This window comes from Bacillus sp. FSL W8-1202 (assembly GCF_038006165.1).
In the GTDB taxonomy this organism is placed as follows: domain Bacteria; phylum Bacillota; class Bacilli; order Bacillales; family Bacillaceae; genus Bacillus; species Bacillus subtilis.
The window spans coordinates 1,067,639-1,080,000 of sequence record NZ_JBBOUR010000001.1 but is presented as its reverse complement, the minus strand read 5'-3'; the positions used below and the strand labels follow the sequence as shown (position 1 = coordinate 1,080,000).

Below are 12,362 nucleotides of genomic sequence, written 5' to 3'. Positions count from 1 at the left end.
TACTCATGCGCCCTATTCAGACTCGCTTTCGCTGCGGCTCCGCATCTTCTGCTTAACCTTGCACGGGATCGTAACTCGCCGGTTCATTCTACAAAAGGCACGCCATCACCCGTTAACGGGCTCTGACTACTTGTAGGCACACGGTTTCAGGATCTCTTTCACTCCCCTTCCGGGGTGCTTTTCACCTTTCCCTCACGGTACTGGTTCACTATCGGTCACTAGGGAGTATTTAGCCTTGGGAGATGGTCCTCCCGGATTCCGACGGAATTTCACGTGTTCCGCCGTACTCAGGATCCACTCAGGAGAGAACGAAGTTTTGACTACAGGGCTGTTACCTCCTATGGCGGGCCTTTCCAGACCTCTTCATCTACCTCGTTCCTTTGTAACTCCGTACAGAGTGTCCTACAACCCCAAGAGGCAAGCCTCTTGGTTTGGGCTAATCCCGTTTCGCTCGCCGCTACTCAGGGAATCGCATTTGCTTTCTCTTCCTCCGGGTACTTAGATGTTTCAGTTCCCCGGGTCTGCCTTCTCATATCCTATGAATTCAGATATGGATACCACTCCATTACGAGTGGTGGGTTTCCCCATTCGGAAATCTCCGGATCAAAGCTTGCTTACAGCTCCCCGAAGCATATCGGTGTTCGTCCCGTCCTTCATCGGCTCCTAGTGCCAAGGCATCCACCGTGCGCCCTTTCTAACTTAACCGTTAAAAAGAATCACTATGTGATATCTTGTATTACTTGAATGTGATGTCTACTGTTATCTAGTTTTCAAAGAACACGTTGGTGGAGCCTAGCGGGATCGAACCGCTGACCTCCTGCGTGCAAAGCAGGCGCTCTCCCAGCTGAGCTAAGGCCCCGTTATATAAGATGGTGGGCCTGAGTGGACTCGAACCACCGACCTCACGCTTATCAGGCGTGCGCTCTAACCAGCTGAGCTACAGGCCCATCTTAACTTATTCAAGGAACAAAGTTCCTTCAAAACTAAACAAGACAGGGAACGTTCTGTTTATAAGACCCAAGGTCTTATATTCCGTATAATATCCTTAGAAAGGAGGTGATCCAGCCGCACCTTCCGATACGGCTACCTTGTTACGACTTCACCCCAATCATCTGTCCCACCTTCGGCGGCTGGCTCCTAAAAGGTTACCTCACCGACTTCGGGTGTTACAAACTCTCGTGGTGTGACGGGCGGTGTGTACAAGGCCCGGGAACGTATTCACCGCGGCATGCTGATCCGCGATTACTAGCGATTCCAGCTTCACGCAGTCGAGTTGCAGACTGCGATCCGAACTGAGAACAGATTTGTGGGATTGGCTTAACCTCGCGGTTTCGCTGCCCTTTGTTCTGTCCATTGTAGCACGTGTGTAGCCCAGGTCATAAGGGGCATGATGATTTGACGTCATCCCCACCTTCCTCCGGTTTGTCACCGGCAGTCACCTTAGAGTGCCCAACTGAATGCTGGCAACTAAGATCAAGGGTTGCGCTCGTTGCGGGACTTAACCCAACATCTCACGACACGAGCTGACGACAACCATGCACCACCTGTCACTCTGCCCCCGAAGGGGACGTCCTATCTCTAGGATTGTCAGAGGATGTCAAGACCTGGTAAGGTTCTTCGCGTTGCTTCGAATTAAACCACATGCTCCACCGCTTGTGCGGGCCCCCGTCAATTCCTTTGAGTTTCAGTCTTGCGACCGTACTCCCCAGGCGGAGTGCTTAATGCGTTAGCTGCAGCACTAAGGGGCGGAAACCCCCTAACACTTAGCACTCATCGTTTACGGCGTGGACTACCAGGGTATCTAATCCTGTTCGCTCCCCACGCTTTCGCTCCTCAGCGTCAGTTACAGACCAGAGAGTCGCCTTCGCCACTGGTGTTCCTCCACATCTCTACGCATTTCACCGCTACACGTGGAATTCCACTCTCCTCTTCTGCACTCAAGTTCCCCAGTTTCCAATGACCCTCCCCGGTTGAGCCGGGGGCTTTCACATCAGACTTAAGAAACCGCCTGCGAGCCCTTTACGCCCAATAATTCCGGACAACGCTTGCCACCTACGTATTACCGCGGCTGCTGGCACGTAGTTAGCCGTGGCTTTCTGGTTAGGTACCGTCAAGGTACCGCCCTATTCGAACGGTACTTGTTCTTCCCTAACAACAGAGCTTTACGATCCGAAAACCTTCATCACTCACGCGGCGTTGCTCCGTCAGACTTTCGTCCATTGCGGAAGATTCCCTACTGCTGCCTCCCGTAGGAGTCTGGGCCGTGTCTCAGTCCCAGTGTGGCCGATCACCCTCTCAGGTCGGCTACGCATCGTTGCCTTGGTGAGCCATTACCTCACCAACTAGCTAATGCGCCGCGGGTCCATCTGTAAGTGGTAGCCGAAGCCACCTTTTATGTTTGAACCATGCGGTTCAAACAACCATCCGGTATTAGCCCCGGTTTCCCGGAGTTATCCCAGTCTTACAGGCAGGTTACCCACGTGTTACTCACCCGTCCGCCGCTAACATCAGGGAGCAAGCTCCCATCTGTCCGCTCGACTTGCATGTATTAGGCACGCCGCCAGCGTTCGTCCTGAGCCAGGATCAAACTCTCCGATAAATGGATCACAGGTTAAGTTCACCGCATCCTGCGGCGACACCTGTGTGGCCTGCGTCGTGCAGGCCCTAGTTTGACTGACTACGCACATCGCTGTGCGATTTATAAAAATGAATTAACAGGTACGTTTTGTCTTGTTTAGTTTTCAAAGAACTTTGCGTGCTTCTCTCGAAGCGACTACTTAATAGTAACATTTTTAGTTAACTAGGTCAATACTTTTTTGAAAAAGTTTTTACTAGTCATAATGGTCATGTTTGTGTCTTTAAAAAGACAACAGAAATGATTATACCATAATTTTTATGACTGTAAAGGGTTATGACACAAAAAAGCGCAGCTATTTCAGCTGCGCTTTTTCTCACACTTCTTCTTGTTCTTCTTCATTCTCATCTTCTTCGTTTTTCTCTACTAAAGCTACTGTAGCAACATGCTCTTCTTCTGCCATTCTGATGAGACGCACACCTTGAGTGACACGTCCGGTGATGGAGATATCATTGATGTCCATTCTGATGAGTACGCCGCTAGCTGTAATAATCATTAGATCCTCTTCACCTTTAGTAGCTTTCACTGCTACTAGTTGGCCGTTGTTCTCGGTGATTTTCGCTGTTTTGAGTCCTTTTCCGCCCCGGCTTTGGGTTCTGTACTCTTCAGCCGGAGTTCGTTTTCCGTACCCTTTTTCAGTTACGATAAGGACGTGTGATTCTTCCTCTAATATCTCCATGCCGACAACAACGTCGTCATCCGTCAGGGTGATGCCTTTTACGCCCGCCGCAGTTCTTCCCATCTCCCGGACATCTGTTTCAGGGAAACGGATCAGTAAACCGTTTTTCGTTCCAATGATGATTTGTTTTGTGCCGTCAGTCAGACGTACACCCATCAGTTCATCATCTTCACGAAGACCCAGAGCGATTAGACCATTGTTGCGGATATTAGCGAATTGAGATAGCGATGTTCGTTTTGAAACCCCATGCTTTGTAGTGAAGAAAAGGTAAAGCTCCGCATTGAATTCCGTGACTGGAATAATCGCGTTGATCCACTCACCCTTTTCTACCTCCAGCAGGTTAATAATCGGGATTCCTTTTGCCGTTCTGCCGTATTCAGGGATTTCATACCCTTTTGCACGATACACTTTCCCCTTGTTCGAGAAGAAGAGAATCGTGTCATGAGTTGACGTAGAGATCAAATGTTCAACGAAATCATCTTCGTTTGTTCCCATACCTTGTACACCTTTTCCGCCCCGTTTTTGACTGCGGTAAGTTGATGCAGGAAGACGTTTGACGTATCCGTTGTGCGTCAGAGTAACTACGATATTTTCTCTCTCGATGAGATCTTCATCTTCAATTGTCTCCAGTCCAGAAGTGACAATCTCAGTACGTCTTTCATCGTTAAAACGCTCTTTGATTTCCGTGAGTTCTTCACGAATGATCTCAAGCACTTTATATTCATTTGCCAAGATGTCTTTTAGCTCTGCAATTAATTTAACAAGAGATTGGTATTCTTCTTCAATCTTTTCACGTTCCAGTCCCGTTAAACGCTGGAGCCTCATGTCAAGGATCGCTTGTGCTTGCTTCTCTGTCAGTGAGAATTGTTCAATTAAGCCTGTTCTCGCAATTTCAGCCGTTTGAGAATTACGGATAAGGGAGATAACTGCATCGAGATGATCCAGTGCAACTCTCAATCCTTCCAAGATATGAGCTCTCGCTTCTGCTTTACGCAATTCATAAGCAGTACGGCGTCTAATGACAACTTTTTGATGGTCAAGGTAATGCTCCAAACATTGCTTAAGAGTTAAAACTTTCGGCTGGCCATCAACAAGTGCAAGGAGGTTGATGCCAAAAGATGTTTGTAGAGCAGTTTGTTTGTACAGATTATTTAAGATGACATTCGCATTGGCATCTCGTCTGATTTCAATGACAATTCTCATACCTGTACGATCTGACTCATCACGCAGATCTGTGATACCCTCTATCTTTTTGTCCCTTACGAGATCAGCAATTTTCTCAATTAATTTCGCCTTATTTACTTGGTAAGGTAACTCTGTAACGATAATTCTTTCTTTACCCGAAGATGTTTGTTCGATCTCAGCTTTTGCCCGGATCGTGATAGAGCCTCGGCCTGATTCGTATGCTTTCCGGATACCGCTGCGGCCCAAGATTTGACCCGCAGTCGGGAAATCAGGTCCTGGAATGACTTCCATAAGCTCTGGAATGGTAATGTCCGGATTCTCACTGACAGCAAGTACTCCGTCAATGATTTCTCCCAGCTGGTGCGGAGGAATGTTTGTTGCCATACCTACCGCAATGCCGGCAGCACCGTTCACGAGCAGATTCGGGAACCTTGAAGGCATAACGACAGGTTCTCTTTCTGACCCGTCATAGTTATCCTGGTAATCGATTGTGTCTTTTGTGATGTCACGAAGAATCTCCATTGAGATTTTAGACATTCTTGCTTCTGTATAACGCATGGCCGCCGCTGAGTCTCCGTCAACAGAACCGAAGTTTCCGTGACCGTCAACGAGCATATAACGGTAGTTGAAATCCTGAGCCATTCTGACCATGGATTCATATACCGCTGAATCACCGTGCGGGTGGTATTTCCCGATAACTTCTCCAACGATACGCGCGGATTTTTTATAAGGCTTGTCACTCGTCATGCCTAAATCATTCATTGCGTATAAAATCCGTCTATGAACCGGTTTTAAACCGTCTCGAACATCCGGAAGAGCACGGGACACGATAACGCTCATTGCATAATCCAAGAAGGACGTACGCATTTCCTGACTGATATTTATTTCACGAACTTGTGGTGTGTTTTGTTCACTCATTAAAAAACCTCCCTGAAGTATCACATGAAATATGTGGGAGTAGATTGTCCATTATGACCTTCAATACGATTTCACTATTCTCCATTATAGCAATAAACTTATGATTATACACATTAAATTGCTAGAATATATAGGTATTGCAAGCATTGCTGCATCTGATCTTGTTCAGAAAAAAGCCTTATTTCTTATTGGAAATAAGGCTTTTTATGATTAGATGTCAAGATTTTTAACGTATCTCGCATTCGCTTCTATGAAGTTTCGGCGCGGTTCTACTTTGTCGCCCATAAGCATTTCAAAAGTCTCGTCCGCATCCATTGCATCTTCAAGAGTTACCTGAAGAAGTGTTCTGGAGCTAGGATCCATGGTTGTCTCCCATAGTTGGGTGGCATTCATTTCACCAAGACCTTTGTAACGCTGCAGTCCAGGCTTAGGCGTTTGAGGAAGAGTTTTTAACAGCTCTTCAAGCTCCTTGTCATTGTATGCATATTCAACGCGTTTCCCCTGTTGAACCTTGTAGAGCGGCGGCTGCGCAATGTACACGTAGCCATTTTCGATAATTTGGCGCATATATCTGTAAAAGAACGTTAACAGCAGTGTTCTGATATGCGCGCCGTCAACATCGGCATCTGTCATAATGACAACTTTGTGATAACGGGCTTTCTCAAGGTTGAAGTCTTCCCCGATACCTGTGCCGAGCGCTGTGATCATAGAGCGAACTTCGTTGTTAGAAAGGATTTTATCCAGTCTGGCCTTTTCAACGTTTAGGATCTTACCTCTAAGCGGCAAAATGGCTTGGAAATGTCTGTCGCGTCCTTGTTTAGCAGATCCTCCGGCAGAGTCACCCTCTACGATATATAACTCGGAGATGCTCGGATCTTTTGAAGAGCAGTCCGCTAACTTACCGGGCAGGTTTGAAATTTCCAAAGCACTCTTACGGCGTGTTAGTTCACGCGCTTTTTTCGCAGCCATTCTTGCTCTTGCCGCCATTAAGCCTTTATCGACAATTTTTTTGGCCGCATCTGGATTTTCCAGCATAAATGTTTCCATCGCCGCAGAAAATAACGTATCGGTGATCGTCCGTGCTTCTGAGTTGCCCAGCTTTGTTTTCGTTTGGCCCTCAAACTGCGGATCAGGGTGTTTGATTGAAATAATCGCTGTCAGCCCTTCCCTTACGTCATCTCCGCTTAGGTTTGGATCATTTTCTTTAATAAGCCCTTTTTTTCTGGCGTAATCGTTGATAACACGAGTCAGGCCCGTTTTAAAGCCAGCTTCATGGGTACCGCCTTCGTACGTGTTAATGTTGTTTGTAAACGAGTAAATGTTGCTTGTGTAGCTGTCATTGTATTGCAAAGCTACTTCAACCGTTATGCCGTCCTTTTCGCCTTCAATGTAAATCGGCTCTTCATGGACAACCTCTTTAGAACGGTTTAAATACTCTACATAACTTTTAATTCCGCCTTCGTAATGGTATTCATTTTTGCGCTCTTGTCCTTCACGTTTATCTTCAATCGTGATGTTTACGCCCTTTGTTAAAAAGGCTAATTCACGGACGCGGTTGGCAAGCAGATCATAATCATACTCGGTTGTTTCTGTGAAAATTTCAGGGTCAGGAACAAAATGTGTCGTCGTTCCTGTATGATCCGTTTCGCCAATGATTTCAAGGTCTGTAACCGGAACTCCGCGTTTATAGGTTTGGCGGTGAATTTTACCGTCACGGTGAACCGTCACATCAAGCTCTGTTGATAGTGCGTTTACGACCGACGCACCTACACCGTGTAATCCTCCGGATACTTTATAGCCGCTTCCGTCAAATTTTCCTCCGGCATGAAGCACCGTCATAATGACTTCTACCGCAGGACGGCCCATTTTTTCATGAATACCGACTGGAATACCGCGGCCATTATCTACAACCGTGATACTGTTGTCTTTTTCGATTTGGATATTGATATCCGTACAATAACCGGCGAGGGCTTCGTCAATACTATTGTCGACAATTTCCCATACCAGGTGGTGAAGGCCTTTGCTGTTTGTCGAACCGATATACATCCCCGGTCTTTTACGAACAGCTTCCAATCCTTCTAGTACCTGTATCTGATTTTCATCATAACTGTTTTGCTGCTGTTCCATAGCCACGTCATTCACCTACACTTTTCTAAACGATATATTCGTGATAAAAAATTTCTAAGAATCTATTTCAAACATAAATTGCGCACGTTTTTTTAATGTGCTGGAAGATAAGGGAGAGTAATATATATTCTGAACCGTGACTACGATAGATTTGGGCGTGCCGTTTACGGAAGGCACCACCTTGTGTTTCTGTTTTTTCAGAAATTCTTCAACAATAGGCGACATGTTGGCTTTAAAGTCAAAAATGCCGACAATATCTCGTGTTGAAACCACAAAGTCATCACCTAAATGAATATACAATTGCTCACCTCATTTCTTCACTTCACTAACGCACCATTTTGTACACGGAACATTCCTGCTTGACGTAAGGTTTCGTGATCAATGCCATCAACGCTTGTCGTTGTGACAAACGTTTGTACACGGCCTTGGATCGTATGAAGCAAGTGTGACTGGCGATAATCATCCAGTTCACTCAGTACATCATCCAATAGTAAAATGGGATATTCTCCGATTTCTTCATGGATCAGGTCAATCTCCGCCAGCTTAAGGGACAACGCCGTCGTTCGCTGCTGTCCTTGAGAACCATACGTCTGCACATCGCGTCCGTTCACATAGAAAAGAACATCGTCACGATGAGGCCCTGACAGCGTCACGCCACGCTCAATTTCTTTTTCTCTTAATTTAGAAAACGCTTCTTGATAGCTATCTCCTATTTTCGACAAATCTAGGGGATCTGATACCTCAAGAGCTGTATGGTATTTCAGGGTCAGTTCTTCAAGCCCTCTTGAGATGCCTGCATGGATGGGCTGCGCCCATTTCTCGAGCTGTGCTGTAAACTGCAGGCGTTTTACGACGACTTTTGCTGCAACTTCTACAAGCTGATCGGTCAGAACATCGAGCATCGTCCGGTCAGTTTGTTTTCTTGTTTGCAGCTGTTTCAAAAAATGATTCCGCTGGGAAAGGATTTTCTGGTAAAGAGAAAGATCATGAAGGTAGACGGGAGAAACCTGTCCGATTTCCATGTCAAGAAACCGCCTTCTCACTTGAGGGCTTCCCTTTACAAGATTTAAATCTTCCGGCGCGAACATAATGGTGTTGAGGGCCCCGACATACTGGCTGAGCTTTTGCTGTTCAATATGATTGACCTTGCCCTTTTTACCCTTTTTGGAGATGACGAGCTGCATCGGGATCGCCCCGTTTTGCTTCATCACTCTTCCCTCTATTTTAGCATAGTCTTTGTCCCACCGTATAAGTTCTTTGTCATTTGATGTCCGGTGCGATTTCGCCATGGACAAGACATAGATCGCCTCCATGAGGTTTGTCTTCCCCTGGGCGTTTTCTCCGATGATCACATTTACTTTATTTTTAAATTGAAGTTCAGCATGGTCGTAGTTGCGGTAAGATGTCAGTTCTAAGTTCTGGATATACAATCAGTGTCACCCGCTTTAATTGACGACTTGAAATGAACCAAATCCTTCAATCTCTACCACATCTCCAACATACAGCTTTCTGCCCCGGCGGTTGTCCGGCTCATCGTTCACAAGCACTTCATGCTCGCTTAAAAACCACTTCGCCATACCGCCAGACTGAATCACATCGGCTAATTTTAAGAATTGTCCGAGTGTAATCATCTCTGTATCAATTGAAATCGGATTTGCCATTATATCGACCTCTTTCAAATATCACTAATATCTAATTGTACTAAAAAAAAACGAATTAGGGAAAGGGAAAACTTGTCGGAGCAGATACCGAATAGAAAAGCTGCCGACGGGTCGGCAGCAGTGTATCGGATTAATAGGTTCTGACAGGGAGGATAAGCTGTACAATCGTTTCATCATTCGGCGTGCGAATTAAGAAAGGTCTCATTGCGCCTGTAAAGCTTACGCGTATTTCTGCTCCTTCAAGCACCTTTAGTGCATCCAGCATATATTTTGGACTAAAAGAGATATTTAATTCCTCACCTTCAATTTGATCCGCAGCAATTGCTTCCACAACTTTACCGATTTCCGGGGAGTTGGAAGAAATTTCAATGGATTCAGCCGGTTTTGCGGACAGTTTTACAACGTTGTTGCGTCCCTCTCTAGCTAAAAGAGATGCACGATCAATGGCCTGAAGGAATTCTTTTGTGTTCACAATAATTTCTGTTTTGCTGTCTTGCGGAATCAGGCTGGTTGTGTCTGGATAATTCCCGTCCAGAAGCCGTGAGAAGAATAAGACGTTTTTCGCTTTAAACAGAACTTGGGTTTCTGTGATGACGATATCTACAAGTTCTTGGTTGTCATCTAAAATCTTGCTGAGTTCAGTTAAACTTTTTCCCGGAATCACGACGTTATAAGATCTGTCTTCTGGAATATCAAGTTTGGCCTTTCTTAATGCAAGACGGTGGCTATCCGTTGCAGTGCATAATAATTCACTTTGCTCCACTTTCCAGTTTACACCTGTCAAGATAGGGCGTGTTTCTGAGGTGGACACTGCAAATACTGTTTGTCTGATTAGATTTTTTAACAAATCAGTTGGGATCTGAATCGCATGATGCTCTTCAATCTGCGGCAAGTGCGGATACTCATCAGCATCCAGTCCGTTTAGATTAAATTCAGCTTTACCAGAACGGATAATCGTCAAATACTGATTTTGGACTTCGATTTCTACAGTTGCCATCGGCAATTTTTTTACAATTTCACTAAAAAAGCGAGCCTGTAAAACGATGCTTCCGGGCTGTTCAATAGTGACGATTTCTTTATCTCCTTCTTCTTTTGGAATGAAGGATTCAATAGAAATATCTGAGTCACTCCCTGTAAAGGATACTCCATCATCTGATGCAACAATTTTAATACCAGTCAGAATGGGAATCGTGGTTCTGGATGAAACTGCTTTTAATACATCTTGGACACTTTCAACAAGACGATCTTTTTGAATCGTGAATTTCATTTTTATCCTCCTAACGGATAATGTATTAATATATATATTTATAAAAAATAGTAGAAGTAATAGTAGGGCCTGTGGATTTGTGGATAAGTTGTGAAAAAGACAGGAAACACAGCCTATCCACATGTGGACAGACTGTGTATGACTTCCGGAAAGTTATTCACACTTTCCCCGATTGATCCCCGGTCCTGCTATTTAAGCTGTTCTTTAATTTCTTTTACATGCTGCTGAAGCTGTTCATCATCTGCCAGCAGTTTCGAAATTTTTTCATGCGCATGAATAACGGTCGTATGATCACGTCCTCCAAACTCTTCACCGATTTTAGGAAGAGAGGAATCAGTCATTTCCCTTGATAAGTACATGGCGATTTGACGCGGAAAAGCTACTGACTTTGTCCGTTTTTTTGCTTTGAAATCCTCGAGTTTAATATTAAATTGCTGGCCTACTACCCTCTGAATTTCTTTTATCGTAATGACTTTCGGTTTTGAGGAAGGAATAATATCTTTCAACGCCTCAGCGGCCAGATCAGCATTAATATCTTTATTAATTAAAGATGAATAAGCGACAACTCTGATTAATGCTCCTTCGAGTTCCCGAATATTGCTGTCGATTTGATTCGCGATGTAAAGCATAACCTCGTTCGGAATATCGAGGCCTTCTGCTTTGGCTTTTTTTCTTAAAATCGCAATTCTCGTTTCTAGATCAGGCGGTGTGATATCTGTAATAAGTCCCCATTCAAAACGTGAGCGCAATCTGTCCTCAAGTGTCGGAATTTCCTTTGGCGGTCGGTCACTTGAAATGACGATTTGTTTGCTTTCTTCGTGCAATGTGTTAAATGTATGGAAAAATTCTTCCTGGGTTTGTTCTTTCCCCGCTAAAAATTGAATATCATCTATCAAAAGCACATCAACATTTCGATAGCGATTGCGGAAGTCGACGGCTTTATTATCTCGGATAGAGTTGATGAATTCGTTTGTAAATTTCTCAGAAGACAGATAAACCACTTTGGCAGAAGGATTATGATCTATTACATAATGGCCGATCGCATGCATTAAGTGTGTTTTCCCTAAGCCGACGCCCCCATAGATAAATAAAGGGTTGTAAGCTTTCGCGGGTGCTTCCGCTACTGCGAGGGAAGCAGCGTGTGCAAATCGGTTTCCAGATCCGATGACAAAAGTATCAAAAGTATATTTTGGATTGAGCATATTTTGAGGAAAATCAGATGTATCTTCTTTGACCGCTTTTTTGACTTGCGGTTTCGGCATAAAGTCCTCAACATCTTGATTTTGAGGAATGACAAACTTAATGCTCAATTCTTCCCCGGTTAATTCATATATAGTATCTGCAATCAGATGCAAGTATCTGGACTCCAGCCAGTCTCTGGCAAATTCATTGGGAGCCGTGATCGTTAATGTATCGCCTTGCAGTGAGTGGGCTTTGGTTGACTTCATCCAAGTCTCAAAACTCGGTTTGCTCAACTTTTTTTCGATTTGAGCAAGGGCTTGGTTCCACAGGTCTAATATATTTTCCATCTTCCGGCACGTCCCTCCTTTTCATAGAAAATGTTGTCTTTCTCTGTTATAGAACACAAAAAAAGAGCAAATGGCGCTTACCATTCGTACACATTAAATGTTGAAAACATATAATATAGTAGATAAATAGCTTTTCGACAAATTTCACAACTTGTGGACAACCTTCTACACAAGCTGTGTGAAATCAATCCACAACTTATCCACACTTTGTGGATAAAGAGGAAAGGTAGGATTAGTAATCAAGAGTTAAAACACAAATATAATACCAAAATAAACGAGAGCTTGCAATGGTTGTCACAATCTTATCCACAAAGCGGACAACCTGTTGAAAAAGCCTTGTCCACAGGGGTTGGTAATGTGA

7 protein-coding genes, 2 tRNA genes and 2 rRNA genes (1 of these 11 cut by a window edge) are annotated in these 12,362 nt (G+C 44.6%); all 11 read right to left on the bottom strand.

Going from position 1 to position 12,362, the window contains the following annotated elements; translation table 11 throughout:
• Positions 1 to 705: ribosomal RNA gene (locus NSQ09_RS05540) — 23S ribosomal RNA — on the bottom strand (it extends 2,223 nt beyond the left edge of the window).
• 78 nt (positions 706 to 783) lie between these two features.
• A tRNA-Ala gene (locus tag NSQ09_RS05535) sits at positions 784 to 859 on the bottom strand.
• An 11-nt stretch (positions 860 to 870) separates the two neighbouring features.
• A tRNA-Ile gene (locus NSQ09_RS05530) sits at positions 871 to 947 on the bottom strand.
• A gap of 102 nt (positions 948 to 1,049) precedes the next feature.
• Positions 1,050 to 2,599 (bottom strand): 16S ribosomal RNA (locus tag NSQ09_RS05525).
• Together the 16S and 23S rRNA genes with 2 tRNA genes alongside form the textbook arrangement of a ribosomal RNA operon.
• A gap of 352 nt (positions 2,600 to 2,951) precedes the next feature.
• A complete protein-coding gene (gene gyrA / locus NSQ09_RS05520) occupies positions 2,952 to 5,417 on the bottom strand; it encodes a DNA topoisomerase (ATP-hydrolyzing) subunit A (RefSeq protein WP_014475555.1) in 2,466 nt (821 codons plus the stop codon).
• 210 nt (positions 5,418 to 5,627) lie between these two features.
• A complete protein-coding gene (gene gyrB / locus NSQ09_RS05515; protein ID WP_041336721.1) occupies positions 5,628 to 7,544 on the bottom strand; it encodes a DNA topoisomerase (ATP-hydrolyzing) subunit B in 1,917 nt (638 codons plus the stop codon).
• Between the two features lie 54 nt (positions 7,545 to 7,598).
• On the bottom strand, positions 7,599 to 7,844 hold the full coding sequence (gene remB / locus NSQ09_RS05510) for an extracellular matrix regulator RemB (RefSeq protein ID WP_003219266.1): 246 nt from the start codon (positions 7,842 to 7,844) through the stop codon (positions 7,599 to 7,601).
• A 17-nt stretch (positions 7,845 to 7,861) separates the two neighbouring features.
• Complete coding sequence (gene recF, locus NSQ09_RS05505; protein WP_341030626.1) at positions 7,862 to 8,974, bottom strand: DNA replication/repair protein RecF; 1,113 nt, start codon at positions 8,972 to 8,974, stop codon at positions 7,862 to 7,864.
• Between the two features lie 15 nt (positions 8,975 to 8,989).
• Positions 8,990 to 9,205, bottom strand: a complete 216-nt coding sequence (gene rlbA / locus NSQ09_RS05500; protein WP_003226810.1) for a ribosome maturation protein RlbA — start codon at positions 9,203 to 9,205, stop codon at positions 8,990 to 8,992.
• 130 nt (positions 9,206 to 9,335) lie between these two features.
• Positions 9,336 to 10,472: a DNA polymerase III subunit beta gene (gene dnaN, locus NSQ09_RS05495; protein ID WP_003226811.1), complete on the bottom strand. Its 1,137-nt coding sequence runs from the start codon at positions 10,470 to 10,472 to the stop codon at positions 9,336 to 9,338.
• Positions 10,473 to 10,660: 188 nt separating this feature from the next.
• Positions 10,661 to 12,001, bottom strand: a complete 1,341-nt coding sequence (dnaA, locus tag NSQ09_RS05490) for a chromosomal replication initiator protein DnaA (protein WP_003242674.1) — start codon at positions 11,999 to 12,001, stop codon at positions 10,661 to 10,663.
• Positions 12,002 to 12,362: the final 361 nt, after the last annotated feature.

Bases quoted from the DNA above. Each gene is read 5' to 3' on its own strand.
- gyrA (WP_014475555.1), bottom strand. From the start codon at position 5,417: ATGAGTGAACAAAACACACCACAAGTTCGTGAAATAAATATCAGTCAG.
- gyrB (WP_041336721.1), bottom strand. From the start codon at position 7,544: ATGGAACAGCAGCAAAACAGTTATGATGAAAATCAGATACAGGTACTA.
- rlbA (WP_003226810.1), bottom strand. From the start codon at position 9,205: ATGGCAAATCCGATTTCAATTGATACAGAGATGATTACACTCGGACAA.
- dnaN (WP_003226811.1), bottom strand. From the start codon at position 10,472: ATGAAATTCACGATTCAAAAAGATCGTCTTGTTGAAAGTGTCCAAGAT.
- dnaA (WP_003242674.1), bottom strand. From the start codon at position 12,001: ATGGAAAATATATTAGACCTGTGGAACCAAGCCCTTGCTCAAATCGAA.